Origin of the sequence: Herbaspirillum sp. CF444, assembly GCF_000282135.1 — a bacterium.
Taxonomy (GTDB): Bacteria; Pseudomonadota; Gammaproteobacteria; order Burkholderiales; family Burkholderiaceae_D; genus Herbaspirillum.
On sequence record NZ_AKJW01000061.1, the window covers coordinates 126,469 to 152,266 of the forward strand.

Consider the following 25,798-nt stretch of genomic DNA (forward strand, 5'->3'; position numbering starts at 1 on the left):
CCGCCGGTTGGATAAACCGGCGGCTTTTTTCTATGTCGCTTGACTTGGGTTCGTCAGGCTGCTCAGGCGGCTTTCGCTTTTGGCGAAGAAGGCTGATTGGCGCTCTGGTCGATCGCGATCTGGCGATTGATGGCGCTGAGTACGGCTTTGAACGATGCGGTGACGATGTTGGCGTCGATGCCGACGCCGAAGCCGGTGGGCGCTTCGTTCAGGCGCAGTTCGATGTAGCTGGCGGCTTGTGCGTTGGCGCCGGCGCCGATGGCGTGCTCGTGGAAGTCCATCAGTTTGATGTCCAGTCCCAGTGCGTTGACGAAGGCGTCGATCGGGCCGTTGCCGGTGCCGCGCAGCGTGGCCTTTTCACCGTTGCGTTCGATGTCGATTTCAATCTTGATCGATTCCTTGTGCGAGGAATCTTCCGACATGCGGTGCGCGCGGTAGACGTAAGGCGTGGTGCGGTCCAGGTATTCGCTCTTGAAGATGGTGTAGATGTCGCCGGCGACGATTTCCTTGCCGGTGGCGTCCGCTTCGCGCTGGATGGCGCGGCTGAATTCGATCTGCAGGCGGCGCGGCATCGACAGGCCGTATTCCTGTTCCAGCAGATAAGCCATGCCGCCCTTGCCGGACTGGCTGTTGACGCGGATCACGGCGTCGTAGCTGCGGCCCAGGTCGGCCGGGTCGATCGGCAGGTAAGGCACTTCCCAGATGGCGTCCGCCTGCTGCTTGGCGAAGCCCTTCTTGATCGCATCCTGGTGCGAGCCGGAGAAGGCCGTGAAGACCAGGTCGCCGACATACGGATGACGCGGGTGGACCGGGATCTGGTTGCATTCTTCGACGCACTGACGCACGGTGTCGATGTCGGAAAAATCCAGGCCGGGGTTGACGCCTTGCGTGTACAGGTTCAGCGCCAGCGTGACCAGATCGACGTTGCCGGTGCGCTCGCCGTTGCCGAACAAACAGCCTTCGACGCGGTCGGCGCCGGCCATGACGGCCAGTTCGGCGGAGGCGACGGCGGTGCCGCGGTCATTGTGCGGGTGTACCGAGATGATGGTGGAGGCGCGGTGCTTGAGGTTGCGGCACATCCATTCGATCTGGTCGGCGTAGACGTTCGGAGTGCTGCATTCGACGGTCGACGGCAGGTTCAGGATGACCTTGCGTTCCGGCGTGGCGCCCCAGGTTTCGCAGACGGCGTCGCAGATTTCCTTGGAGAAGTCGAGCTCGGTGGTGCTGAAGGATTCCGGCGAATATTCGTAGCGCCATTGGGTTTCCGGGCGGGCGTCGGTCAGTTCCTTGACCAGGCGGGTGCCGGTGACGGCGATGTTCTTGATTTCGTCGCGCGACATGTTGAAGACGATCTTGCGGAAAGCCGGCGCGACCGAGTTGTACAAGTGCACGATGGCTTGCTTGGCGCCTGCCAGCGAATCGATGGTGCGGCGGATCAACTCTTCGCGCGACTGGGTCAGCACGATGATGGTGACGTCGTCGGGGATGCGGTTTTCTTCGATCAGTTTGCGAACGAAGTCGAAGTCGGTTTGCGATGCGGAGGGGAAGCCGACTTCGATTTCCTTCAGGCCGATTTGCAGCAGCATTTCAAAGAAGCGCAGCTTGCGTTCCGGGCTCATCGGTTCGATCAGCGCCTGGTTGCCGTCGCGCAGGTCGGTGCTCATCCAGATCGGCGGTTTGGAAATGAACTGATTGGGCCAGGTACGATCAGACAACGGGATCGTCGGGAATGCACGGTACTTTGCTGCCGGGTTGCTTAACATCATGGTAGAACCTCTTAAATTTGTCACTACAGTGAGTGGGGAAATCATCCGATGTGGCTGAAGGGCCGCCTGACTGCCACTAACGCGAGGCCAGGCAACCGATCGGTAGCGATAGCAGTAGCGGCGCCGATGCAGGTGCAAGGATTTTCGCGGCGATGAACTCGATGAGTGCGCCGGAAATCTGGATTGCAGCGATGGACTTGGTATGCAAGAGCGGCATAACTGGCTTTTCAGTAAAAATTTACAAATCTTGATTGTGCCGCGAGGTGATTCTGACGATCCATTTCGGATGCTTTCAGATCAATACACCGGCGAGGAAACTGCAAAAAACTGGGGAGAAACCTGGATTAGCGCGAAGCTGGTAGTAGCGTCACTAGTAGCAACGCTAGCAGGGCGCCAGCGAAGTGCGATAGTGATAGGGAGAATTGTGTTGCGGAGTTCATCTGGTCACTTTAGAAGATTGCCGTTTGGCTTGTCAAGCATTATCTGCCCGATCTGGCCGAAAGCGAGCCCAAACTGAGGTAAAACTGCTGCTTTTTGTTGTTAGAATCCAAGTTCCTGCCATGATGTGAGGCGGCAAGTCGTTGGTAGTTTGACCATGTCCGTTCTTTATTCGAGCTTTATTTCCATTATTTATTCAATTCATGCATAGACGTCCGGACCTGATCGTTTGCGAAGAGTGTGATGCAGTGCATCGCCGGCCGGTACTCAGGCGCGCCGAAATCGCGCGCTGCCAGCGCTGCGGCGGCGAAATGGAGCGCGACACCGGAAGTCGGCAGCAACGCCTGCTGCCGTTGACGGTTGCCAGCCTGATCCTGTTCGTGATCGCCAACAGTTTTCCCATCGTGCAGATCGAGTTGCAGGGGCTGACCAGCCAGACCACGCTGATCGGGGCGGTCAAGGTGCTCGGCACGGAGGGCATGTCGCTGGTGGCCTTGCTGGTGCTGGCGACGACCATCCTGTTCCCGCTGCTGCAACTGTTGGTGCTGCTCTATTTATTGCTGCCGACGGCGCATGGCGTCAACCGGCCCGGCATCAGGACCTTGTTGCGCGTGATGCAGATGGTCCGGCCCTGGGGCATGGTGGAAGTCTTCCTTCTTGGCGTGCTGGTCGCGGTGGTGAAGTTATCCAACATGGCGACGGTGATTCCCGGCGTGGCCCTGTGGGCGTTCGGCGCGCTGACGATCGTGCTGACCGCGGTGGTGTCGTTCAACCCGCGCTATCTGTGGCGTTCGCTCGTGATTGCACACATTGAGGACGCCGGTCCCGTCAAAGACGGGGAGCCGGTACGATGAGCGCCGATACGCATTCCTTGCCTGACGCGCCGTTTTCCGGCGAATCCGCTGCCCACGCCGCTCCCGCCGTCGAGCCGGCGGTGAGCAGCGCCATCGCCGCCAATCTCCGTCCTTGTCATCATTGCGGCACGGTCTGGGAAGATGCCAATGACGATGCCCGTTGCGAGGTCTGCAGCAGCCCGCTGCATGTCCGCAAGATCGACAGCCTCAACCGCACCTGGGCCTTTCTGATTGCCGCCTGCATCATGTACATTCCGGCCAACCTGATGCCGGTGATGACGACGACGACGCTGCTGGATGAACAGCAGGATACGATCATGAGCGGCATCATCTATTTCTGGGTCGAGGGATCGTGGGAGCTGGCGATCGTGGTGTTCATCGCCAGTTTTCTGGTGCCGCTGTTCAAACTGGTGTCGCTGATCATCCTGACGGTGAGCGCGCGCCGGCGCAGCAGCTGGCAGCGGCTGCAACGCGCCAAGCTGTATCGCGTGGTCGAATCGATCGGGCGCTGGTCGATGCTGGACGTCTTTGTCGTGTCGCTGCTGACCGGGCTGGTGCAGATCGAAGGTTTTGCCAAGATCACGGCGGGTATCGGCGTGGCGGCATTCGGCTCGGTGGTGGTGCTGACCATGCTGGCGTCGTTGAGCTTCGATCCGCGGCTGATCTGGGATCAGGACGAGGATAAGGAGGAGCAGGGCCCCGACGAGAACACACGGCCGTCGCAACATGCCGACCTGCAAGAGCAACAAAAAAAGGATAGTGAATGACTGAACAAACGACGCCCTCAAACCATTTGCCCGAGCCGAAGCGCGTCCGCCGGCGCAACTGGCTGCCGTCGCTGGTGTGGCTGATTCCCATCGTCGCCGCCGTGGTCGGCCTGACGCTGGTCGCCAAGATCCTGATCGAACGAGGCCCCGTGATCACCATCAGCTTCGCATCGGCGGAGGGGCTGGAAGCCGGCAAGACCAAGGTCAAATACAAGGACGTCGATATCGGTCTGGTGCAGTCGATTACGCTGAGCAAAGACCGTTCCCATGTGGTGACGACGGTGCAACTGACCAAGGAAGCCGAGAGCTTCACCGCCGACGACACGCGCTTCTGGGTGGTGCGTCCGCGCGTGGCGGCATCGGGTATCTCGGGCCTGAACACCTTGCTGTCGGGCGCGTATATCGGCGCCGATGCCGGCAAGTCGGAAGAAACCAAGAAAGAATTCGCCGGGCTGGAGCAGCCGCCCATCATTACACGCGACACCTCCGGCAAGCAGTTCGTGTTGCATGCCGCCGATCTCGGGTCGGTGGACATCGGTTCACCGGTGTTCTATCGCCGCATCAAGGTCGGCCAGGTTGCCGCCTACGATCTCGATCAGGATGGCAAGGGCGTGACGCTGCGCATTTTCGTGAATGCGCCCTACGACAAATTCGTCGGCATCAATTCGCGCTTCTGGCATGCCAGCGGTTTCGACATGCAGATCAATGCCAGCGGCTTCAAGCTGCATACGCAATCGCTGGCCACGGTGGTGCTGGGCGGCATCGCCTTCAAGTCGATCGACGAGTTCGACACCAATGCCGCCGCCAAGGAAAACACCAGCTTCCGCCTCGCCGAGGATGAGGCCACCGCCATCAAGGAGCCGGACGGCCGCTCGCAAACCGTGCTGCTGTATTTCAACCAGTCGTTGCGCGGTCTCGAACCGGGTGCGACGGTGGACTTCCGCGGCGTGGTACTGGGCGAGGTCAAGTCGATCGGCATCGAATACGACGACAAGACGCGCCAGTTCCTGATGCCGGTGGTGGTGACCTTGTATCCGGATCGACTCGGCCGCAAGTTCAACGAACAGCAGGAATCGCGCTACACGCCGCGCCAGCGTTTGCGCTACCTTGTCGCGCACGGCCTGCGCGCGCAATTGCGCAGCGGCAGCCTGCTGACCGGCCAGGTGTACGTGGCGCTGGACTTCTTCCCGAACGCGGAACCGGCGCAAATCGACATCGAGCGCACGCCGTTGATTTTCCCGACGATCCCGAACAGTCTCGACGAAATCCAGAATCAGATTGCCGACGTCACGCGCAAACTGAGCAAGGTGCCGTTCGACAAGATCGGCGACGATCTGCGCAAGACGCTGGCCACGCTCAATCGCACGCTGACCAGCGCCGAACAGACCATGAACAAGATCAACAACGACGTCGCGCCGGAAATCACTGCCGCCATGCACGATGCGCGCAAGACGCTCAACGCCGCCGAGCGGACCTTGTCCGACGACGCGCCGTTGCAGCAGGACGTGCGCCAGACCATGCAGGAACTGTCGCGTGCGGCGGCTTCCATCAGGGTATTGACCGATTATTTGCAGCAACATCCGGAATCGCTGATTCGCGGCAAGCAGGAGGATAAATAATGCAGCGCAGATTCACACTTCTTTCGGCGGCGATGCTGACGTTGGCGTTGGCGGCATGCTCGACCGCGCCGACGCGCTTCTATACGTTGGCTGCAAGCGGCGCATCAAGTCCGTCGCCGGCGATGGTCAAAACATCCGCCGCTGCGCCCGCGAGCGGCCAGACATTTATTGAAGTCTTGCCGGTGAGCGTGCCGGAGCGCCTGGCGCGTCCGCAGATTGTGGTGCGCACGGACGATACGCGCGTCGACATCCTTGAGCAGGATCGCTGGTCGGCGCCGTTCAACAATGAATTGCGCGATGCGCTGGCCGGCGGCATTGCCAACCGTCTCGGCGCCGTCGACGTGACGCGCGGCGGACGTCCTGCGAATCAGCCGGTCTATCGTATCGTGGTCGAATTGCGCCAGCTCGACGCCGTCAAGGGCGGCAAGGTCGATGCGTCCTTCGGATGGACCGTCACGCGCAGCGACAACAGCACCAGCAGCGTCTGCCGGCTGGCGGTCGTGGAACCGGTCAGCGGCGCCGGCATCGATGGCGTGGTGCAAGGCATGCAGCGCGCGGTCGCCAATGTGGCGGATGCGATTTCGGCCGACGTGACGGCCTTGCGGGCGGGGCAGGGCGGCGCCTGCAGTAGTTGAACAATGATTGGCAAACTGCAACGCCAATGAAAAAGGCCGCTTCAATGAAGCGGCCTTTTGTTTTGATGCTTGCTGCCTGAGTCGGTACAACCTCAATGCAGCTTGGTGCAGTTAGTACGGATTAACGATCGCCGTAAGAGCGACGAGCGCCGCCGTCGGCACGCGCGCCGCCGCCCTTGTAACCGCCGCCGCCTTCTTTGCGCGGACCGCCGCTGCCGGCCGGCTTGCCGCCGAAGCTGCGACCGCCGCCATTGCCGTTGCCGTTGCCCGAACGTGGCGGGCCGCTGCGGTTGTCGCCTGGACGCCAGCCGCCTGGTTTGCGCGCGCTGCGTGCAGGTGCCGCCGTCTTCTTCGGCTCGTAGCCTTCGACGACGTCAACCGGAATCGGTTGCTTGGTGAAACGTTCGATACGCTTGACGTGCATGCCTTCAGCGTGATTGACCAGCGACACGGCAACGCCGTTGCGGCCGGCACGACCGGTACGGCCGATGCGGTGAACGTAGTCTTCCGGGAATTTCGGCAGATCGTAGTTGAACACGTGGGTGATGCCCGGCACGTCGATGCCGCGCGCGGCGACGTCGGTTGCCACCAGCACGCGCACCTGGCCGCGGCGCATGCCGTCCAGCGTGCGGTTACGCGCGCCTTGATGCATGTCGCCATGCAAGGCGGCGGCAGCGAAGCCGGCGATGTTCAGACGGTCGGCGATGGTGTCGGCGTCACGCTTGGTGGCGGTGAAGACGACTGCCTGATCCATGGTCACGTCGCGCAACAGGAAGTCCAGCAGGCGATTCTTGTGCGACAGATCGTCGACGAAGTGGACGCGCTGGGCGATGTTTTCATGCTTGGTGGCGGAACCGGCGATCTGGATGATCTGCGGTGCATTGGTGATGCGCTTGGCCATGTTGCCGACGACGCCGTCCAGCGTTGCCGAGAACAGCATGGTCTGGCGGGTTGCCGGTGTCGCGGCGACGATCTTCTCGATGTCTTCGATGAAGCCCATGTCCAGCATGCGGTCGGCTTCGTCCAGCACCAGAATTTCCAGTTCGGAGAAATCGATCTTGCCCGAGTCCATATGGTCGATCAGACGGCCAGGCGTCGCCACCAGGATTTCAGGATTGCGCGAGAGCAATTGCATTTGCTTCGGATAAGGCATGCCGCCCAGGATGGACACGGCCTTCAGGCGACGCATGTGCGCGCAGTACTTGTCGGTTGCGGTGGTCACTTGCAGGGCCAGTTCGCGTGTCGGCGTCAGCACCAGCATCTTCGGCTGTGCAGGACGGAAACGCGGACGATCGCCGCGCGCCTTGGCGGCTTGCGCTTCCTGGTTTGGCGTCTTCGCGCCGGGAGCCGCGGGCGGCATGGAGGCAAACTTGTGCAGCGACGGCAGCATGAACGCTGCGGTCTTGCCGGAGCCTGTCTGCGACGATACCAGCAGATCCTTGCCGGCGATGGCGGCAGGGATAGCTTGTTCCTGGACCGGAGTCGGCGCGGTGTAGCCGGAGTCGGTCAAGGCTTTGATGATCGATGGGTGCAGGCCTAGTGTTTCAAAAGTCATGTTTTCTTTCGTTTATATATGAGCGCCAGACAAATGCAATGCAGCGCAAGCTTACGGCCAACGAATCGGACGCAACGAGCGCACAACAAATGCGGTGAACGCAAAAAAGCAACGCCAACCAACGAAATGACTATGAAAAACAAAGAAATTTCGGCACAAAAGCTTTGCGCCGGGACGGTGTCGCTTAAAAACTAAGGACACTCAAGGCGGGAGGGCTTTTACTACGTACTGTCGACTGTCTAGCGCGACAGTTAGGGCTTGCGAAGCTGCTAAGTGACCTGATTGCCATGGTGGCGGCACCCGGATCACGGTTTGTACGTCGTATTGCAACGCACAAACCGAATCATACAGGAAAATGTCGAAGTTGGCACTAAGGCTTATTCGGAGATTTGCCTCGAACAAGCCCTAAGCCTTCGTTCGTCTTACTCGGAGATCCCGCCGACAACGCGCGAGAAACCGCCGTCCACGTAGGTGATCTCGCCGGTGATGCCGCCGGCCAGGTCCGACAGCAGGAAGGCCGAAGCATTGCCCACGTCTTCAATCGTCACGTTGCGGCGCAGCGGGGCGTGGTCGGACACGAAGCCGAGGATCTTGCCGAAGCCCTTGATGCCGCTGGCAGCCAGGGTCTTGATCGGGCCGGCGGAGACGCCGTTGACGCGCACGCCCTTGGGACCCAGGGATTCCGCCAGGTAACGCACGCTGGCTTCCAGCGACGCCTTGGCCAGACCCATGGTGTTGTAGTTCGGCACGACGCGCTCGGAACCGAGGTAAGTCAGGGTCAGCAGCGCCGAGTTCGGGCGCAGCATCGGCAGCGCCGCCTTGGCCATTGCCGGGAAGCTATAGGCCGAGATGTCGTGCGCGATCTTGAAGCCTTCGCGCGAGAAACCTTCCAGGAAGTCGCCGGCAATCGCCTCGTTCGGCGCAAAGCCGATGGCGTGCACCAGGCCGTCCAGATGATCCCAGGATTTGCCCAGATCGGCGAACAGGGCATTGATCTGCTCGTCGCTGCCGACGTCGCAATCGAAAATCAGCTTGCTGTCGAATTCTTCGGCGAACTTGGTGATACGGTCCTTGAAACGCTCGCCGACATAGGTGAACGCCAGCTCCGCGCCTTCGCGCTTGCACGCCGTGGCGATGCCATAGGCGATGGAACGATTGGATAACAGACCTGTGATCAGGATTTTCTTGCCTTGCAAAAATGCCATGTTGACTCCGAGTGATCGTCGCGACGACGCCAAAAGCGGCGTCGGCCGGGACGAAATAAGGGGATTTCTATTCGATGCAGTATATTTGCGTCTGAACTGGGCAAGATTGTAGGGGCTTGCAGCGACGGGAGCAACCGATGAGGCGATTTTTCGCGGATGGAAGCCGGCGGGCGCAGCGCATGCCGGCTTGGCATTCTGCCATTGACGGCAACGCCATTGGGTAGAATAGGCATCATTTTTGCATCTCGACAACTTTGCTGGAATTTCACGGGAATCCGACTCCGACAGGACGCATGCGTAAATTCATTCTTTCTTCCTTGCTGCTGGGCGCGCTCAGTCATCTCAGTCTTGCCAATGCGGAACACGCCTTCTCGCTGTACGACACGCCCAAATATCTCGCCGGTTTCACCCATTTCGACTACGTCAATCCCGACGCACCCAAGCGCGGCACGCTGTATCTGGCCAATCCGGACCGGCGCACCAGTTTTGACAAATTCAATCCGTTTTCCCTGAAAGGTGTTTCTGCCGCCGGGGTCGACAACCTGATGTTCGAAACGCTGGCGACCAGTTCGCAGGATGAAATCACCACCATTTACGGCCTGCTTGCCGACGACATGAAGCTGTCGGCGGACCGGATGTCGATGACATTCCATCTCAATCCCAAGGCGCGCTTCAACAATGGCGATCCGGTTACCGCGGCCGACGTGAAGTATTCTTTCGACACCCTGATCGGCAAGGGCGCTCCGCAGTACAAGTCCTACTTCGCCGATATCAGGCAGTGCGTGGTCCTCGACGCGCAAACGGTGCGTTTCGATTTCAAGACCAAAAATCATGAGCTGCCTTTGATCGTCGGCAGCGTCCCGGTGTTCTCCAAAAAATGGGCGGCGGGAACGTCATTCGACAACATTCAGCTGACGCCGCCGATTGCCAGCGGACCCTATGCCATCGACAGCTACGACGTCGGCCGCAACATCACCTACAAACGCCGCAGCGACTACTGGGGCAACGACGTGCCGGTGCGCAGGGGCATGTTCAATTTCGAGAGCATCGTCTATCGGTTTTACAAGGACGACGTGGCCCGGCTGGAAGCCTTCAAGGCCGGCGAATTCGACGTCGTCGTCGAGTACAGCGCCAAGAACTGGGTACGCGCCTACAACGGTCCCAAATTCGCCAGCGGCGAGATCGTCAAGCGCAACTTGAAACATCAGAACGGCGCCAACATGCAAGGCTTCGTGATCAATCTGCGGCGTCCGCAATTCCGGGACGTGCGCGTCAGGCAGGCCCTGGGACTGGCGCTCGACTACGAGTGGCTGAACCGGCAGTTGTTTTACAACCAGTACACGCGCATCGATTCCTTCTTTGCCAACAGCGAACTGGCCGCGCGGGGCATGCCGTCCGAAGACGAGCTGAAGTTGCTCAATCCCTTGCGCGACAAGCTCAATCCCGCCGTATTCGGACCCGTCCCCGCGCCGCCGGACACCAATCCGCCGCATTCCCTGCGCGAGAATCTGCTCAAGGCGCGCGAGTTGTTGCGCCAGGCCGGCTGGGAATATCGCGACGGCGCCTTGCGCAATGCCAAGGGAGAGGTTTTTTCGTTCGAAATCCTCGATGACCAGTCCTCCATGTCGCGCGTCATCAGCGTCTACGTGCGCAACCTCAACAAGCTCGGCATCCAGGTGCATCAGCGCGTGACGGACTATGCCCTGGTGCAGAAGCGCATGGAAAATTTCGACTTCGACATGACCAGCCTGGCCTTTCCCGCGGTCAGCAGTCCCGGCAACGAAATGTTCGATCTGTTCAGCTCGAAAGCGGCGGAGGAAAAAGGCTCCAACAACGTCTGGGGACTGCGCAGTCCCGCCGTCGATCAATTGATTCAGGATCTGGTTGCGGCCACGACACGCAAGGATCTGGTCACGGCGACCAGGGCCCTCGATCGCGTCCTGCTGCATGACTACATCACCATTCCGCACTGGTATTCGGCTTCGCATCGCGTCGCCTATCGCAACCGCTTCGGCATGCCGGACAAGCTGCCTTTGTATTACGAGGCCAACCCTTATGTCGTATCGACCTGGTGGGAGCAAAAGCCGCGATGAAACAGATCATGAAGAGAACCATGACAATTGAATTGATTTTTTCGAGGCTCGCACAGCTATGAATATCTGGAGCTACATCTTCAAGCGGGTGTTGTTGATGCTGCCGACGCTGATCGGCGTCATCGCCATTACCTTCGCCGTCATTCAGTTCGTTCCCGGCGGGCCGGTGGAGCAGGCACTGGAAGAACTGAAAGGACGCGCCGGCGTGCATGAATCCGCCGGCGGCGGTTCCGCGTATCGCGGCCGGCAGGGCATCGACATCGACCGCGTCAACGAGATCAAGGCGCTCTACGGTTTCGACAAGCCGCCGGCGGAGCGATTCTGGCTGATGCTCAAAGGCTTCCTCACCTTCGATCTCGGCAAGAGTTTTTATCATCACGGCGATGTCTGGCAACTGGTCAAATCCAAGCTGCCGGTATCGATCACGATCGGCTTGTGGACCTTCTTCCTGACCTACCTGATTTCTGTCCCGCTGGGTATCGCCAAGGCAGTGCGCGAGGGCAGCCGCTTCGATTCGCTGTCGAGCGCGGTGGTGCTGGTCGGCTATTCGATTCCCGGGTTTGTGCTGGGCGTGTTCCTGCTGGTGGTGTTCGGCGGCGGCAGCTTCCTGCAGTGGTTTCCCTTGCGCGGGCTGACCTCGGACGACTGGGCCACGTTGTCGCTGTTGGGCAAGATCAAGGACTACCTGTGGCACATCACCTTGCCGGTGCTGGCGTCGGTGGCCGGTTCGTTTGCCGTCATGACCATGCTGACCAAGAACACCTTCCTCGACGAAATCCGCAAGCAATACGTGCTGACCGCGCGGGCCAAGGGCCTCTCCGAAAACAAGGTGCTCTACAAGCACGTGTTCCGCAATGCCTTGATCCCGCTGGTGACCGGATTCCCGGCGGCCTTCATCGGCGCCTTCTTCGCCGGCAGCCTGCTGATCGAAACCCTGTTCTCCCTCGACGGCCTCGGCCTGCTGTCGTACGAGTCGGTGATCCGCCGCGACTATCCGGTCGTCATGGGCACCTTGTATTTGTTCACGCTGATCGGGCTGGCGGTGAAGCTGCTGGGCGATCTTTGCTACGTCTGGGCCGATCCGCGCGTCCAGTTTGAAAGCATGGCCAAATGAGCGCGACGACCTTGACTGCTTCTCTGTCTCCCTCTCCCTCGATTTCCCCGGGCCGCCGCATCTGGCTGCGCTTCCGCCAGAACCGCACCGGCTTTCGCAGCCTGATCATTTTCCTGGTGCTGTTCGCCTTCAGCCTGGTCGCGGAACTGGTCTCCAACGACAAGCCGCTGGTGGCCGGCTATCACGGCAAGATCCTGTTCCCGATTGCGCATGATTACTCGGAAAAGGAATTCGGCGGTGATTTCGACTCGCCGGCCGATTACCTCGATCCCTTCATCCAGGAGCAGTTTAAAAAGGACGGCAACTGGGCCCTCTATCCGCTCAACCGCTATCGCTTCGACACGCTCAATTACTTCGCCACGCAACCGAATCCGGCGCCGCCGTCGGCGGAGAACTGGCTCGGCACCGATGACCGCGGGCGCGACGTGTTCGCGCGCTTGCTGTACGGCTTCCGCATTTCCATCCTGTTCGGCATCGCGCTGACGGCGACCGGCGTGGTGCTGGGTTTGTTGGCCGGTGCAGTGCAGGGCTACTTCGCCGGGCGCACCGACTTGTTCATGCAACGCCTCCTGGAAATCTGGGGCTCGATGCCGGAACTGTATCTGCTCATTATTTTTTCATCGATCTTCGAACCGAGCATCGGCCTGCTGCTGGTGCTGCTGTCGCTGTTCGGCTGGATGGGTTTGTCGGATTACGTGCGCGCCGATTTCCTGCGCAACCGCAATCTGGAATATGTGCAGGCCGCGCGCGCGCTCGGTTTGTCGAACCTGCAAATCATCTGGCGCCACGTGTTGCCCAACAGCCTGACGCCGGTGGTGACCTTCTTGCCGTTCCGCATGAGCGCGGCGATTCTCGCGCTGACCAGCCTCGATTTCCTCGGCCTCGGCGTGCCGCCTTCCACCCCCAGCCTCGGCGAGTTGCTGGCGCAGGGCAAGAACAACCTCGACGCCTGGTGGATCTCCTTGTCGACCTTCATCGTACTGACCGTGACCTTGCTGCTGCTGACCAATATCGGCGACGCCTTGCGCAATGCCCTCGACGTGCGGAGGAAAGCATGAGTCTGCTCGAACTCCGCAATCTGTCGGTGCGTTTCGGCAACGCTACGGTCGTCGACGACGTCAGCTTCACCGTCGAGCCCGGCGAAAAATTCGCGCTGGTCGGCGAGTCCGGTTCCGGCAAGACGGTCAGCGCCTTGTCGGTGCTGCGCCTGAATCAGGACGCGCACTACGACGGCCAGATCCTGTTCAACGGCGACGACGTCCTGCAAAAGAGCGAGGCCGCCATGCGTGGCGTGCGCGGCATGGATGCGGCGATGATTTTCCAGGAGCCGATGACGGCGCTCAATCCCTTGTTCACCATCGGCAACCAGATCGCCGAAGTGCTGATGCTGCATGAAGGCCTGAGCGCCAGGGCAGCTGCACAGCGCACCGTCGCCTTGCTGGAAAAGACCGGTATCCCCGAGCCTGCACGGCGCGCGCTGGCCTATCCGCATCAGTTGTCCGGCGGCCAGCGCCAGCGCGCCATGATTGCCATGGCCCTGGCGTGTCGTCCGAAACTGTTGATCGCGGACGAGCCGACTACTGCGTTGGACGTGACGATACAGGTGCAAATCCTCGAATTGCTCAATCAGCTGCAGCGCGACGAAAACATGGCGGTGCTGCTGATCTCGCACGATCTCAACCTGGTCCGTCATTTCGCCGATCGCGTCGGCGTGATGGAAAAGGGCAAGCTGGTCGAGACCGGCGTCACGGCGGCACTGTTCGCAGCGCCGCAGCAAGCCTATACGCGCAAGTTGCTGGCCAGCCAGCCCAAGCGCAATGTCGACGAGATCGCGCACGATGCGCCGGTATTGCTGACCGGGGAGCGCCTGCGTTGCACTTTCTCGATCAAGCAAGGCTGGCTGCGCCGCAAGCAGTTCGTGGCGGTCGATGATGTTGACCTGAGTCTGCGCAAAGGCGAAACCCTGGGCATCGTCGGCGAATCCGGTTCGGGCAAGTCGACGCTGGGCATGGCTCTGCTGCGCCTGTCGTCGGCTCGGGTGGAGGGCAAGATTCGCTTCGACGGCCAGCAGCTCAGCGCCATGTCGTCGGGTGCAGTGCGGCCGTTGCGCGCGCGCATGCAGGTAGTGTTTCAGGATCCGTTCGCTTCGCTGTCGCCGCGCCGGACCGTCGAACAGATCGTCGGCGAAGGACTGGCGCTGCATCAGCCGCACCTGAACGCCGCACAGCAGCGCGCCGAAGTGGTCGGCGCCTTGCAGGAAGTGGGATTGTCCGAAGACATGCTGCAACGTTATCCGCATGAATTTTCCGGCGGCCAGCGCCAGCGCATTGCGATTGCGCGCGCCGTCGTGCTCAAACCGGAACTGCTGCTGCTGGACGAACCGACGTCGGCGCTCGACGTCACGGTGCAGCAGCAGGTCTTGCAATTGCTGGCGCAGTTGCAGCGCAAGCATGGCCTGACCTATCTGTTCATCAGCCACGATCTGGCCGTGATCCGCGCCATGGCGCATCAGGTGCTGGTCATGAAGGATGGCAAAGTGGTGGAGGGCGGCGCGGTTGCCGACGTGTTGCAGCAGCCGTCGCATGCCTATACCCAGCGCTTGCTGGCGGCGGCGACTTATGCGGCCGACAGCGTTGCCGATGATGCGGATCCTGTCGACGGCTGACATTCCCGGACGTAGTCATTTCTTCAACTTTTGCCGTACTGTTTCAATTCCTCCCCCGTACATGCGTAGCCGCATGTACGGCGGCGTTTCGGCTACTTGCCCATCAGCTCCGTTTCTGTCGAAAAAATTTTCCAGATTATTTTCCCAATGCGGGAATAAAAATCCTGTAGCACCGGTTTACTCGTGGTCGGAACAGCGTTGTGCCCATGGTCGCCCATGCAGGTTCGCTGGCCGGAGAAATGCGCCACGTGCGCCAACAGGGAGGGAGCAAAATGTCATTCAGGAAACTTCGTATCGGCCAGCAGTTGGCCCTCAGCTTCGGTTTCATTGCCATGCTGCTGCTGGCGATCGTATTTTTCACCTACGGTCGCATCGCCTCGCTCAACGCCAACATCGGCCAGACCAACAATGATCTCTACCCCAAGACCATCCTGGCGCATCGGATCAAGGACAAGGTCAACGAGGTGGTCATCGGCATGCGCAACGCCTTGCTGACCAGCGATGCAGGCAAGATCCAAGCCGAGTTCGACAAGATCGGGATCAACGCGCGTGTCGTCGGCGCGACGGTCAATGAGATCGACAAGGTGACGTCGGCGGAGCAGGGGCGCGAATATGTCGAAGCGCTGATCGCCGGTCGGCAAAAGTTCGTCGCCGCGCGCGAGCACTTTACCGAGGCGCTGTTGCAAGGCCGCAGGGAAGAAGCGGCAGGTTTGCTGTACAGCGAAGTCTTGCCGGTGCAGCAGGCGTACTTCACGACGCTGGACGGTACGATCGCCTTCCAGGAGCAACGCATGGCGGACAACGTGCGCCGCTCGGCGGCAGAAGCGCGCCAGACCGAATACCTGCTGTTGGGCATGTCGCTGATGGCCTTGTTGTCGGGCGCGGCGATCGCCTGGTATACCTCGGCCTCGATCGCGACACCGTTGGCGCGCGCGGTAGCGATTGCACGCACCGTCGCCGACGGCGACCTGAGCAGCATCATTGAATCCGACGCGGGCAATGAAACCGGCCAGTTGCTGGCAGCCTTGCGCGACATGAACGAAGGCTTGCTCAAAATCGTTTCGCAAGTACGCTCGGGCACCAGCGCCATCGCTACCGCATCGGCCCAGATCGCCGCCGGCAATGCCGACTTGTCGGGGCGCACCGAACACCAAGCCGGCTCGCTCGAAGAAACCGTCTCGGCGATGGATGCGCTGACCTCCACCGTCAGGCAAAACGCCGACAATGCAAAACAGGCCAGTCAACTGGCGACCTCGGCCTCCGATATCGCGGTGGCCGGCGGCAACGTGGTGCGTGAAGTCGTCCTGACCATGAACTCCATCAATGAGTCGTCGAAGAAGATCGTCGACATCATCAGCGTCATCGACGGCATTGCGTTCCAGACCAACATCCTCGCGCTTAACGCCGCGGTGGAAGCCGCGCGCGCCGGCGAGCAGGGACGCGGCTTCGCCGTGGTGGCGCAAGAGGTGCGCACGCTGGCGCAACGCTCGGCGTCGGCCGCGAAGGAAATCAAGACGCTGATCGGCGACTCGGTGGACAAGGTCGGTTCCGGCACCGTGCTGGTCGAGCAGGCCGGCGTGACCATGACCGACATGGTCGCCAGCGTGAAGCGCGTGACCGACATCGTCGGCGAGATATCGTCCGCCAGCCGGGAGCAAAGCAACGGCCTGGAAGAAGTCAACCAGGCCATCGGCCAGATGGACAAGGCCACGCAGCAAAATGCCGCACTGGTGGAAGAAGCCGCGAGCGCCGCGTCATCGATGCAACAGCAGACGGCATTGCTGGCGCAACTGGTCAGCGTGTTCCGGCTTGGCGATCATTACGAGGCCGTCGAGACCGCATCGTTGAAAACGGTTCACGCTACACGTCAGGCAGTGTCGGTGCGTTTGCCGGTGGTGCCGGCGATCGGGAAGAATTAAGCCGCAAAAACTTGAATCAGAACGCCACGCCCGAAATCAGAATGATATTGGCATAAGGCGTGAATTCACCGGTGCGGATCACGGCGCGCGCCTGCCGGGTGCTGCGTTTGAAGTCTTCATGCGGCATGGTCTGCTTGCCGGCCAGGCCGAGCAAGCCGATCTGCTGGGCGAGTTGCGGGCTGCGTCCGGCCAGTTCGTCGGCCAGCACGTGATGTTCGACATGCATCTCGGCGAGGATGGTTTGCAGGGTATCCATGAAGCCGGGCACGCCGCGCGTCAGCGCCAGATCGATCAACGGCACGCCCGGCGGCACCGGCAGACCGGCGTCGCCGATGACGATGCTGTCGCCGTGGCCGAGCGAGGCGATCAGTTGCGACAGGGCGATGTTGAGCAGCGGTGTTTTCTTCATGTCAGTCTCCCACTTCAGATAACAATTTCCAGGCGCGTCGGAATGGAAGTTTGCGCGCCCACGCGCGCGACGCTGATTGCCGCGGCGCGCTGGCCGAGCGCGATGGCGTCGGCTTCGCTGCGGCCTTCCGCCAGTGCGGCGACGAAGCCGCCAATGAAGGTGTCGCCCGCTGCCGTGGTGTCGATTGCCTTGACGGCTTGTGCATCGAAATGTTCGGAGCCTGATTCCAGCGCCGCATAGACGCCTTTTTCTCCCAGTGTGACCAGCACATTGGTCGAGCCGGCCGCACGCAATTTTCCGATCACTGTGGCAATCTGTTCGTCACTATCGTTTTCAATGCGGATACCGCTGGCAGGCATCCCGGCCAGCATGGCCGCTTCGATTTCATTGGGCACCAGGTAATCGATTTGTCCGAGCAGTTCTGTCGGCAAAGCCTGTGCGGGAGCTGGATTGAGCACCACGGTCTTGCCCAGCGCATGCGCCAGCCTGATGGCGTGGATCACGGTCGGCAACGGCGATTCCAGTTGCAGCACGACGATGCGTGCCTGCTCGATCAGGCCGCGCGCGGCATCGATATGCGCGGGACTGAGTTCGGCATTGGCGCCGGAAGCCAGCACGATGCTGTTCTGGCCATTGTCATCCACCAGGATGGAGGCGATGCCGGATGCGGTATCGGGAATCGTCGTGACATGGCTGTCGTCAATGCCGTCCTTGCGCAAGGCGGCGCGCAGTTCTGCGCCGAAGGCGTCGTCGCCCAGGCAGGCCACCATGGCGACCTTGACGCTGTCGGCGCTCAGGCGCGCGCAGGCGACGGCCTGGTTGGCTCCCTTGCCGCCGGGGATGGTGCGGAACTGGCCGCCGGTGATGGTTTCGCCGGGAAGCGGCATGCGCGGCACGCGCAAGACCAGGTCCATGTTGATGCTGCCGATGATGACTATCATGTGCGTCTGAATGGGTAAGTAAATCAATAAGGAATCAAGAGTTGCTACGTCTGCACACGGACCGTCGAGCCGCGTACGTGCAATTGCGGCGTGATGGTCTGTCGTTGCACCGGACGGTTTGGGTCGGCGATGCGATCGAGCAGGCACTGCGCGGTCAGCTGGCCCAGCGTGCGCGTGTTCTGCGACACGCTGGTCAATGGCGGGTGCACGAACTGCGCCAGATCGATATCGTCGAAACCGATGACCGACAGCGCATCCGGCACGTCGATGCCGCGTTCGGCTGCAGCGCGCAGCGCACCGATGGCCATCAGGTCGTTGCAGCAGAAAATCGCATCCGGCATGTCATCGGACGTCAACAGTTCGCGTGCAGCCGTGTAGCCGCCCGCGCTGGTGAAGTCGGCATATCTCAGCATGTCGTCCTGCACGGCGACGCCGGCGTCTCGCAGCGTCCGGCGCAGGCCGGCGATGCGTTCGCAGGAAATATCCAGGCTCTCCGGACCGCCGATGCAGGCGATGCGGCGGCGACCCAGCGCCAGCAGATGTTCCGCCGCCAGCGTGCCGCCGGCGGCGTTGTCGACGGCCACCAGATCGATGGCCATGTCTTTCGGCGCACGGTCCAGCAGCACGGTCGGCACTTTCATCTTGCGTAGCAGTTCGCCGTCGGTCTGGGCCAGCGTGGCGACGATCAGGCCGTCGCAGCGCTTGGTCAGCAACACGTTGAGATAGTCGCGCTGCTTGGCCGGGTCGTCGTCGGAATTGCACAGGATGACGCTGTAGCCGGCGGCGTAGCAACTGTCTTCGATGCCGCGCGCCACTTCCGAGAAGTAAGGGTTGGTATTGTTGGGAATGATCAGGCCGATACTGCCGGTGGCGTTGCTCTTGAGCGAACGCGCCAGGGCGCTGGGCACGTAGGCCAGCGCTTCGACGGCGGCGAGCACGCGGTCGCGCGCGTCGACGCTGACCGGCCGGGTCTTGTTCAGCACGTGCGATACCGTGGTGTAAGACACGCCGGCGTGACGCGCTACGTCTTTGATGGTTGCCATGTTTTGCTATCTCTGAATGCGCGTTGATGGGTACGGTTGGTGTAGTTAGTGTAGTTAGTGTGTATTGCGTTCGCCGCGGCGACGATAGGTGTCCAGCACCACGGCGGCGACGATCACCAGCCCGGTGATGATGCGTTTCATCGGTTCGGAGACGCCGATCTGCGCCAGGCCGGCCTCCAGCACCGAGATGATCAGCACGCCGATGAAGGTGCTGATGACCGAGCCGCGCCCACCCATCAGGCTGGTGCCGCCGATGACCACGGCGGCGATGACTTGCAGTTCCATGCCGACGCCGCCGTTGGGGTCGGCCGCTTCCAGGCGCGACACCTGGAACAGCGCGCCCACGCCTGCCAGCAAGCCCATCAGCGCGAATACCAGGATCTTGCTCGGACGCGGATTGATGCCGGCCAGGCGCACGGCTTCCTCATTGGTGCCGATGCCGATCCAGTGACGGCCGAGGACGGTGCGCGTCAGCACCAGATGACCGACGACGACGACCGCAATCGATGCGATGAAGGCAGGCGACAGGCCGAGGAAGATCGGCGAGCTGATGCCGTCGACGGCGCTGCCGATGTATTCGGTGCGCGAATTGGTGACCTGGTAAGCCATGCCGCGCGCCATTTCCAGCACGCCCAGCGAGACGATGAAGGAGGGGATGCGCCAGCCCACCGAGATCAGGCCGGTCAGCATGCCGCACAAGCTCGCTACCAGGATGCCGAGCAGGCCGGCGGCAAACAGCGGCCAGCCCCAGCGCACCATCGCCATCGACAGGATCGAGGCCGCCAGCGCCATCACCGAACCGACCGACAGGTCGATGCCGCCGACGATCAGCACGAAGGTCATGCCGACCGCCATCACGACCAGCGTCGGGATGTCGTTGGACAAAGTGCTGAAGGTCGCCAGCGTGAGGAAGTTTTCGCTGAGGAAGGCGAACAGCACGCACATCGCGAGCAGGGCGCCGATCAGGCCGAGGTAGTTCTTGACGGCGGACAGGCCGTAGATGGAGAAGGTGCGGTTGGGGTGGGTCATGGTCTTTGTCGGTTGTGCTCGTGTGGGTGTCGTCACGGTCAGGCCGCCTGAGTCGCTGTAGCGGCAGCGGCGGAGGGCGAGTTCATGTAGCCGCTGAACGCCGATGCGAGGATCGCTTCCTGGCTCCATTGGCCGCGTTCGAAAGTGTCGACCAGCTTGCCCGCGCTCATCACGGCGATGCGATCGCAGATCAGCATCAGTTCGCGCAGGTCGCTGGAAACGATCAGCAAGCCCTTGCCCTGGCGCGACAGGTCGGCCAGCAATTTGTAAATGTCGAACTTGGCGCCGATGTCGATGCCGCGCGTCGGTTCGTCGAACAGCATGATCGGGCAATCGCGGTAGAGCCAGCGCGCGATGACGACTTTTTGCTGGTTGCCGCCGGAGAGTTCTCCCGCCGCTTGCGCGCCGTCGCGCGAGCGGATGCGCAGGCGCTTGATGTAATCCTCGGCAACGGCGGTTTCGGCGTCGCCGTCGAGCAGGCCCATCTTGCTGACCTCGCCGAGTTTGGCCAGGGTGGCGTTGACGGCGATCGATTGCGGCAGCAGCAGGCCCTGGCTCTTGCGGTCTTCGGTGATCATGGCGATGCCGGCGGCGATGGCGTGTTTCGGCGAACGAATGTCGGCGGCCTGGGTCCGGTCGCCGATGAAGACTTCGCCCTGGTCGGCACGATCGGCGCCGAAAATCAGGCGCAGCAATTCAGTGCGGCCCGATCCGATCAGGCCGGCCACGCCGAGGATTTCACCGGCGCGCAGATCGAAGGAAGCCGGCGCCACTACTTCGCCGCGACCGAGATTGCGCACCCGCAGCAGCGGCGCACCGATGTCGCGGTGACCGAGGTCGAGTTCCGCTTCCGCCGCGCGGCCGACCATCAGCTGCACCAGCGCATCGCTGCTGTAGCCGCCGATGGCGTCGTCGCACACCAGCTTGCCGTCGCGCAGCACGGCGATGCGGTCGGCGACCTGTTTCAATTCTTCCAGACGATGCGAGATGTAGATGATCGCCACGCCTTCGGATTGCAGGCGCGCGATCTGCGCGAACAGCAATTCCACTTCGCGGCTGGTCAGCATGGCGGTCGGTTCGTCCAGCACCAGCAGGCGGCAGCTGCCGATCAGATTGCGCGCAATCTCCACCATTTGCTGATGGCCCACGCCGAGGTCGCCGACCGGCGTCCACGGATCGATGTCGGTCAGGCCGACGGCCGTCATCTGCGCTTGCGCCAGCGCGGCCAGTCTGGGCTTGTCGATCCAGCCGAAGCGTTGCGGCAACTGATTGAGGAACAGGTTTTCGGCGATGCTCAGCGTCGGGATCAGGTTCAACTCCTGCATCACCATGCGGATGCCGAGCTGTTCCGCTTCGGTGCGCGAGCGCGGCTGGTAGGGCTGGCCGTCGAGCAGCATGGCGCCCGTGGTGGATTGCACCAGGCCGCAGACGATCTTGGAGAGCGTGCTCTTGCCGGCGCCGTTTTCGCCTGTCAGCGCGAGGATCTGGCCGGGACGGATTTCCAGCGAGACGTCGCTGAGGACCGGTTCGACATAGGTCTTGCCGATGCCGCTGAGCGACAGCAAGGCCGGGGATGATGGATTGGACATTCAGCCTCCACCGTGACGGTGTGGTTCGGTAACGCAATATGGCAGGAAGGGCGGAACAGGGCGAGACGCGCGAAAGCGCAGCGGCATCCCGCCCTGTGTTTCAACAACTTGTTTCCAATAACTTACTTGCTGTCCTTGGTCACCAATTGGACCTTGGTCTCGACGGCGCCGCTCAGGCTGCTTTGCGGTTTCTTGTCGGCCAACGCCTTGAGCACCGTTTCGATGCCGAACACGGCTTGCTGCGAAGCGAACTGGTCGGCGGTCGCCAGCACGCGGCCATCTTTGAGCATCGGCTTGATGGCGTTGATGTTGTCGTAACCGACCACCAGCACCTTGCCGGTCTTGCCCGCAGCCTTGACGGCGGCGACGGCGCCCAGCGCCATGTTGTCGTTGCCGGCCAGGATCGCCTTGATGTCAGGATTGGCGTTCAGCATGGCGGCGGCAACCTTGTTGCCCGGATCGATTTCCCATTGGCCCGACTGCACCGACACCACCTTGGCGCCGGCTGCGCCCATGGCGTCCTGGAAGCCCAACGTGCGCTGTTGCGCGTTGAAGGTGGTGGAGACGCCTTCGATGATCGCGACCTTGTCGCCGCTCTTGATCTGCTTGGCCAGGAAGTCGCCGACCAGCTTGGCGCCCTTGCGGTTGTCGGGGCCGACGAAGGGTACGGTGATGCCTTTTTCCTTCAGGGCGGCATCGTCGAACTTGTTGTCGATGTTGACCACGATGATGCCGGCGTCGATCGCCTTCTTGATCACCGGCACCAGCGCCTTGGAGTCGGCCGGTGCGATCACCAGGCCGCTGACTTTGGAGACGATCATCTGTTCGACGATCTTGATCTGGTTGGCGGTGTCCTGTTCGTCCTTGATGCCGTTGGCGATCAGGTCGTATTGCGCCGCGTGCGCCTTCTGGTGTTCCTTGGCGCCGTTTTCCATGGTCAGGAAGAACTCGTTGGCCAGCGACTTCATCACCAGCGCAACCTTCGGTTTGGCCGCGGTCTGGGCCATGGCCGGCAATGTCGGCAGCGCGCAGGCGAGGACGGTGGCGGCAATCAGCTTGAGGCGGATACGTGTATTCATCAAAGTCTCCAGATGGTGTTGTAAGCGGCGGGTTTCGTATGGGTCGAATGCCGGTATGAGCAATAACATGCAATGCGCAAACGTTTGCGCGACTGAATCATAGCACCGGAATTCGCAGAAATGAAGGTCGTCGTCGAAACGATTTATGCGGCGGCGCGGCAGTTTCTGGTCGTTTGATCAGAATTTTTCCGGAAAAAGTTTCGACTTGATCGGCTATATCAATGACGGTGTGCGAGATGAATTTGTTTTTGCGCTGCGGCAAAAATGTGCAAGGACGTACAGGGGAAATTGAAGGAGAAGGCGAGAACTATGCGGGCAAGAAGCGGGCAAGAAGCGGGCAAGAGGCGGGCAAGAAGCCGCGCAGGCCGGAATCGATCCGGCCTGCGCAGAAGAGCGATCAACGACGGCGCGTGCCGTTTTCGGAAGCCAGGGTGATCGGCGCGGCGGAGGCGGTCTTGCGCACCGGCGCTGCGCGGACGTTGTTCTTGGCCACCACGGGCGCCTTGCGGATCGGCTTGGCCGGTGCATGGACGACCTGACGTACGTGTACCGGACCAGCCGCAGGGGCGGCTTGATAAGGCACTTGCAACTGCAGGCTCTGGCCGTTGGCCAGCACGTCGCGATGCAAGCCGTTCCATTGCTTGATCTGGACCACGCTGACGCGGTAGCGGCTGGCGATGGACGCCAGCGTGTCGCGCTTGCCGGCTTTCACGTAGATGCGCTTGAAGTCGGGCACGTCTGGCGCCACCGCCAGGCGGGCGCTGTCGGCCATTTCCGGCGTGATCTCGGTTTCCACCGAGGTTTCCGTCTTCGGCACCAGGATCGTCGAACCGGCTTTCAGGACCATCTTCGGCGGAATCTGGTTGACGCTGCGGATCACGTCCGGCGTGGTGCCGAACTTGCTGGCGATAGTTTCGATGCGTTCACGCGCGCTGGAGACGGTGTGCGCGGTCCACGAAGACAAGGCCTGCGTGAACTTGGACATGTTGGCCTTGAACTTCTCGGCATTGCTTTCCGGCAGCAGGATCTTGGTGTCGTCGCCGCCGATGATGACCGGACGGTTGAATTGCGGGTTCAGCGCCTTGAATTCGTCGAGCGACAATTCGGCCAGCTGGGCCGCGACCTTGACGTCGATGTTGCGGGTCTTGCCGATGGTGACGAAGTAGGGCTGGTTGTCGACCTTGGGCAGGTCGATGTTGAATTCGCCCGGCGTGGCGATGATGTTCTTGACGGCTTGCAGCTTCGGCACGTAGTTGCGCGTTTCATTCGGCATCTGCGCCGATAGCGTGTTGAAGTCGATCGGCAGGCCGGCTGCCAGGTTGCGGTTCACGGCGCGCTGCACCGAGCCTTCGCCCCAGTTATAAGCGGCCAGCGCCAGTTGCCAGTCGCCGAACATGCCGTACAGTTTCTGCAGGTAGGTCAGCGCCGCATCGGTCGAGGCCAGCACGTCGCGGCGCTCGTCGGTGAACATGTTCTGCTTCAGGTTGTAGTCGCGGCCGGTCGAGGGAATGAACTGCCACATGCCGGCTGCCTTGGCAGTCGACAGCGCCTGCGGATTGAAGGCGGACTCAATGAACGGCAGCAGCGCCAGTTCGGTCGGCATGCCGCGCTTCTCAAGTTCCTGCACGACGTGGAACAGGTAGCGCGATGCGCGCACGGTGGTGCGCTGGATATAGTCGGGGCGCGAGCTGTACCACTGGGTCTGATTGTCGACCAGAGGATTTTCCAGATTCGGAATGCCGAAGCCCTTGCGGATGCGCGCCCAGATGTCGATGTCTTCCATGCCAGGCAAAGCGGACGAAGGATCGTTGGGATTGATCGCGTTGAAGGGAGCGGGATAGATCGAGATGTCGTTGGCGTGGACGAGGAGAGGAGTACCTAGAGAGAAAAGCGCGGCTATCGCTAATTTCTTGAATGTTCGCTGCATGGGTACAAGGTCCTGTGCCTGAGGCTGAAGAAAGCGTTGTCTGTTCACCGGTCGTTTTAGATCCACTGCACCTCCTGCTAAGAAGTATGTGCCGGATGCTGCAAAAAGAGCGCAGCAATAAAGCAAATGCGGAGCTGCTGCGCTCTGCCCGGTTCTGTTATTAAAAAACGACAAAACCGTGTGTTTATCTAAAAACGGCTTGCAAGCCGATGGGATTTGGAGAATAGACGGAGTGTACGTAAGCCCCTTTTCACTCGTCAAGTAAAAATTCATTTATGTTACAAAGCATAAGCCCTTGATTCGCTTGGTATTTGTCCGAAAAAGGGGGTGATCCGGGCTTATTTGTAGCTATTCTTCCATTCGCGCAGGGCCGCGAATGTTTCCACCGGGTCAATTTGTGACAAAACAGAGGGCAGGCGGCCGGCTTGCTGCAGGCGCGCCACGACCGGTTTTTCCTTGTAGCGGAGGAAAGGATTGGTCTGTATCTCCAGTGCAATGGTCGACGGCACGGTGGGTTCGTGGCGGCTGCGTTTGGCCTGCTCGTTTTCGATGCGTGCGATCAAGGCTTCGTTGCCGGGTTCGATTTCGCGGGCGAAGCGCAGGTTGGACAGGGTATATTCGTGGGCGCAGTAGACCTTGGTGTCGCCCGGCAGCGCGGTCAGTTTGGACAGCGAGTTCACCATCTGCGCCGCAGTGCCTTCGAACAGTCGCCCGCAGCCGCCCGCAAACAGGGTGTCGCCGCAGAACAGCCAGCCCTGGCGCGCGGCATAATACGCGATATGGCCTTTGGTGTGGCCGGGCACGTCGATGACCTTCAGGTCCAGCGCCAGGTCGGCCAGATGCACCAGGTCGTTTTCCCACAAAGCTTGCGTAATCGTCGGAATCGCTTCGCCGGCGGGGCCGTAGACCGGAACTTGTGTATGCTGCAATAGCGCGGGCACGCCGCCGACATGGTCAGCGTGATGATGAGTCAGTAGAATAGCGGCCAGCGTCAGGCCATGCGCGTCGAGCGCGGCAATGATCGGCGTCGCATCGCCGGGGTCGACCACCGCAGCATGAACGCCGTCATGAATCAACCAGAGGTAATTATCGTCAAATGCGGGAACAGTTAAAACATTCAATGATGCGTTCGGGACGGCTGGCTCGATGAT

General features: G+C 61.2%; 21 protein-coding genes. 9 read left to right on the forward strand and 12 right to left on the reverse strand.

The annotated features are described in order from the left end of the window. Window positions 1–62: 62 nt before the first annotated feature. Together leuA and PMI16_RS25915 are read right to left on the reverse strand one after the other, a co-directional pair. Window positions 63–1,766 carry a 2-isopropylmalate synthase gene (gene leuA / locus PMI16_RS13440; RefSeq protein WP_007880327.1) on the reverse strand — a complete coding sequence of 568 codons (1,704 nt, stop codon included), beginning with the start codon at window positions 1,764–1,766 and terminating at the stop codon, window positions 63–65. 76 nt (window positions 1,767–1,842) lie between these two features. Beyond that, on the reverse strand, window positions 1,843–1,983 hold the full coding sequence (locus tag PMI16_RS25915) for a hypothetical protein (protein WP_157212633.1): 141 nt from the start codon (window positions 1,981–1,983) through the stop codon (window positions 1,843–1,845). A gap of 424 nt (window positions 1,984–2,407) precedes the next feature. Between PMI16_RS25915 and PMI16_RS13445 the strand changes: the two genes are divergently transcribed. The 4 genes from PMI16_RS13445 to PMI16_RS13460 are packed head-to-tail and all read left to right on the forward strand — an operon-like array spanning window position 2,408 to window position 6,079. Next, entirely contained in the window at window positions 2,408–3,058 is a 651-nt protein-coding gene (locus tag PMI16_RS13445; protein ID WP_007880328.1) for a paraquat-inducible protein A, read from the forward strand. Further along, window positions 3,055–3,825, forward strand: a complete 771-nt coding sequence (locus tag PMI16_RS13450) for a paraquat-inducible protein A (RefSeq protein ID WP_007880329.1) — start codon at window positions 3,055–3,057, stop codon at window positions 3,823–3,825. Before PMI16_RS13445 ends, PMI16_RS13450 begins: the two co-directional genes overlap by 4 nt. After that, complete coding sequence (locus PMI16_RS13455; protein ID WP_007880330.1) at window positions 3,822–5,444, forward strand: PqiB family protein; 1,623 nt, start codon at window positions 3,822–3,824, stop codon at window positions 5,442–5,444. Before PMI16_RS13450 ends, PMI16_RS13455 begins: the two co-directional genes overlap by 4 nt. After that, complete coding sequence (locus PMI16_RS13460) at window positions 5,444–6,079, forward strand: PqiC family protein (protein ID WP_007880331.1); 636 nt, start codon at window positions 5,444–5,446, stop codon at window positions 6,077–6,079. The genes PMI16_RS13455 and PMI16_RS13460 overlap by 1 nt, the downstream gene beginning before the upstream one ends. Window positions 6,080–6,200: 121 nt before the next feature. Here the strand turns inward: PMI16_RS13460 and PMI16_RS13465 are convergent, their stop codons facing one another. Then, a complete protein-coding gene (locus tag PMI16_RS13465; RefSeq protein WP_007880332.1) occupies window positions 6,201–7,634 on the reverse strand; it encodes a DEAD/DEAH box helicase in 1,434 nt (477 codons plus the stop codon). Window positions 7,635–8,056: 422 nt separating this feature from the next. Further along, entirely contained in the window at window positions 8,057–8,839 is a 783-nt protein-coding gene (fabI, locus tag PMI16_RS13470; RefSeq protein WP_007880335.1) for an enoyl-ACP reductase FabI, read from the reverse strand. A 293-nt stretch (window positions 8,840–9,132) separates the two neighbouring features. Between fabI and PMI16_RS13475 the strand changes: the two genes are divergently transcribed. The 5 genes from PMI16_RS13475 (at window position 9,133) to PMI16_RS13495 (ending at window position 16,630) form a co-directional block, all read left to right on the forward strand. Further along, entirely contained in the window at window positions 9,133–10,932 is a 1,800-nt protein-coding gene (locus PMI16_RS13475) for an extracellular solute-binding protein (RefSeq protein ID WP_007880336.1), read from the forward strand. 58 nt (window positions 10,933–10,990) lie between these two features. Next, a complete protein-coding gene (locus PMI16_RS13480; RefSeq protein ID WP_007880339.1) occupies window positions 10,991–12,046 on the forward strand; it encodes a microcin C ABC transporter permease YejB in 1,056 nt (351 codons plus the stop codon). After that, entirely contained in the window at window positions 12,043–13,104 is a 1,062-nt protein-coding gene (locus PMI16_RS13485) for an ABC transporter permease (RefSeq protein WP_007880340.1), read from the forward strand. The genes PMI16_RS13480 and PMI16_RS13485 overlap by 4 nt, the downstream gene beginning before the upstream one ends. Next, entirely contained in the window at window positions 13,101–14,711 is a 1,611-nt protein-coding gene (locus PMI16_RS13490; RefSeq protein WP_007880341.1) for an ABC transporter ATP-binding protein, read from the forward strand. Before PMI16_RS13485 ends, PMI16_RS13490 begins: the two co-directional genes overlap by 4 nt. Window positions 14,712–14,983: 272 nt before the next feature. Next, the gene (locus PMI16_RS13495) at window positions 14,984–16,630 is read left to right on the forward strand and encodes a methyl-accepting chemotaxis protein (RefSeq protein WP_007880342.1); all 1,647 of its coding nucleotides are present in this window, start codon (window positions 14,984–14,986) and stop codon (window positions 16,628–16,630) included. Window positions 16,631–16,646: 16 nt separating this feature from the next. Here PMI16_RS13495 and rbsD read toward each other — a convergent pair whose 3' ends face one another. The 8 genes from rbsD to gloB all read right to left on the reverse strand — a co-directional run bounded on the left by rbsD (window position 16,647) and on the right by gloB (window position 25,768). Continuing rightward, window positions 16,647–17,039: a D-ribose pyranase gene (gene rbsD, locus PMI16_RS13500; protein ID WP_007880343.1), complete on the reverse strand. Its 393-nt coding sequence runs from the start codon at window positions 17,037–17,039 to the stop codon at window positions 16,647–16,649. A 14-nt stretch (window positions 17,040–17,053) separates the two neighbouring features. Further along, window positions 17,054–17,980: a ribokinase gene (rbsK, locus tag PMI16_RS13505; protein ID WP_007880344.1), complete on the reverse strand. Its 927-nt coding sequence runs from the start codon at window positions 17,978–17,980 to the stop codon at window positions 17,054–17,056. A gap of 44 nt (window positions 17,981–18,024) precedes the next feature. Then, the gene (locus tag PMI16_RS13510; RefSeq protein ID WP_007880345.1) at window positions 18,025–19,023 is read right to left on the reverse strand and encodes a LacI family DNA-binding transcriptional regulator; all 999 of its coding nucleotides are present in this window, start codon (window positions 19,021–19,023) and stop codon (window positions 18,025–18,027) included. A 54-nt stretch (window positions 19,024–19,077) separates the two neighbouring features. Then, a complete protein-coding gene (locus tag PMI16_RS13515; RefSeq protein ID WP_007880357.1) occupies window positions 19,078–20,052 on the reverse strand; it encodes an ABC transporter permease in 975 nt (324 codons plus the stop codon). 38 nt (window positions 20,053–20,090) lie between these two features. Continuing rightward, a complete protein-coding gene (locus PMI16_RS13520; RefSeq protein ID WP_007880358.1) occupies window positions 20,091–21,641 on the reverse strand; it encodes a sugar ABC transporter ATP-binding protein in 1,551 nt (516 codons plus the stop codon). A gap of 122 nt (window positions 21,642–21,763) precedes the next feature. Then, the gene (locus PMI16_RS13525; protein WP_007880359.1) at window positions 21,764–22,720 is read right to left on the reverse strand and encodes a sugar ABC transporter substrate-binding protein; all 957 of its coding nucleotides are present in this window, start codon (window positions 22,718–22,720) and stop codon (window positions 21,764–21,766) included. Between the two features lie 397 nt (window positions 22,721–23,117). Beyond that, window positions 23,118–24,647, reverse strand: a complete 1,530-nt coding sequence (locus PMI16_RS13530) for a transglycosylase SLT domain-containing protein (RefSeq protein ID WP_007880362.1) — start codon at window positions 24,645–24,647, stop codon at window positions 23,118–23,120. A 338-nt stretch (window positions 24,648–24,985) separates the two neighbouring features. Further along, window positions 24,986–25,768, reverse strand: a complete 783-nt coding sequence (gene gloB, locus PMI16_RS13535) for a hydroxyacylglutathione hydrolase (protein ID WP_034380455.1) — start codon at window positions 25,766–25,768, stop codon at window positions 24,986–24,988. Between the last annotated feature and the right edge of the window lie 30 nt (window positions 25,769–25,798).

Excerpts from the sequence above, each read along its gene's own strand:
- leuA (WP_007880327.1), bottom strand. The coding sequence starts at position 1,766 with ATGATGTTAAGCAACCCGGCAGCAAAGTACCGTGCATTCCCGACGATC.
- PMI16_RS25915 (WP_157212633.1), bottom strand. The coding sequence starts at position 1,983 with ATGCCGCTCTTGCATACCAAGTCCATCGCTGCAATCCAGATTTCCGGC.
- PMI16_RS13445 (WP_007880328.1), top strand. The coding sequence starts at position 2,408 with ATGCATAGACGTCCGGACCTGATCGTTTGCGAAGAGTGTGATGCAGTG.
- PMI16_RS13450 (WP_007880329.1), top strand. The coding sequence starts at position 3,055 with ATGAGCGCCGATACGCATTCCTTGCCTGACGCGCCGTTTTCCGGCGAA.
- PMI16_RS13455 (WP_007880330.1), top strand. The coding sequence starts at position 3,822 with ATGACTGAACAAACGACGCCCTCAAACCATTTGCCCGAGCCGAAGCGC.
- PMI16_RS13460 (WP_007880331.1), top strand. The coding sequence starts at position 5,444 with ATGCAGCGCAGATTCACACTTCTTTCGGCGGCGATGCTGACGTTGGCG.
- PMI16_RS13465 (WP_007880332.1), bottom strand. The coding sequence starts at position 7,634 with ATGACTTTTGAAACACTAGGCCTGCACCCATCGATCATCAAAGCCTTG.
- fabI (WP_007880335.1), bottom strand. The coding sequence starts at position 8,839 with ATGGCATTTTTGCAAGGCAAGAAAATCCTGATCACAGGTCTGTTATCC.
- PMI16_RS13475 (WP_007880336.1), top strand. The coding sequence starts at position 9,133 with ATGCGTAAATTCATTCTTTCTTCCTTGCTGCTGGGCGCGCTCAGTCAT.
- PMI16_RS13480 (WP_007880339.1), top strand. The coding sequence starts at position 10,991 with ATGAATATCTGGAGCTACATCTTCAAGCGGGTGTTGTTGATGCTGCCG.
- PMI16_RS13485 (WP_007880340.1), top strand. The coding sequence starts at position 12,043 with ATGAGCGCGACGACCTTGACTGCTTCTCTGTCTCCCTCTCCCTCGATT.
- PMI16_RS13490 (WP_007880341.1), top strand. The coding sequence starts at position 13,101 with ATGAGTCTGCTCGAACTCCGCAATCTGTCGGTGCGTTTCGGCAACGCT.
- PMI16_RS13495 (WP_007880342.1), top strand. The coding sequence starts at position 14,984 with ATGTCATTCAGGAAACTTCGTATCGGCCAGCAGTTGGCCCTCAGCTTC.
- rbsD (WP_007880343.1), bottom strand. The coding sequence starts at position 17,039 with ATGAAGAAAACACCGCTGCTCAACATCGCCCTGTCGCAACTGATCGCC.
- rbsK (WP_007880344.1), bottom strand. The coding sequence starts at position 17,980 with ATGATAGTCATCATCGGCAGCATCAACATGGACCTGGTCTTGCGCGTG.
- PMI16_RS13510 (WP_007880345.1), bottom strand. The coding sequence starts at position 19,023 with ATGGCAACCATCAAAGACGTAGCGCGTCACGCCGGCGTGTCTTACACC.
- PMI16_RS13515 (WP_007880357.1), bottom strand. The coding sequence starts at position 20,052 with ATGACCCACCCCAACCGCACCTTCTCCATCTACGGCCTGTCCGCCGTC.
- PMI16_RS13520 (WP_007880358.1), bottom strand. The coding sequence starts at position 21,641 with ATGTCCAATCCATCATCCCCGGCCTTGCTGTCGCTCAGCGGCATCGGC.
- PMI16_RS13525 (WP_007880359.1), bottom strand. The coding sequence starts at position 22,720 with ATGAATACACGTATCCGCCTCAAGCTGATTGCCGCCACCGTCCTCGCC.
- PMI16_RS13530 (WP_007880362.1), bottom strand. The coding sequence starts at position 24,647 with ATGCAGCGAACATTCAAGAAATTAGCGATAGCCGCGCTTTTCTCTCTA.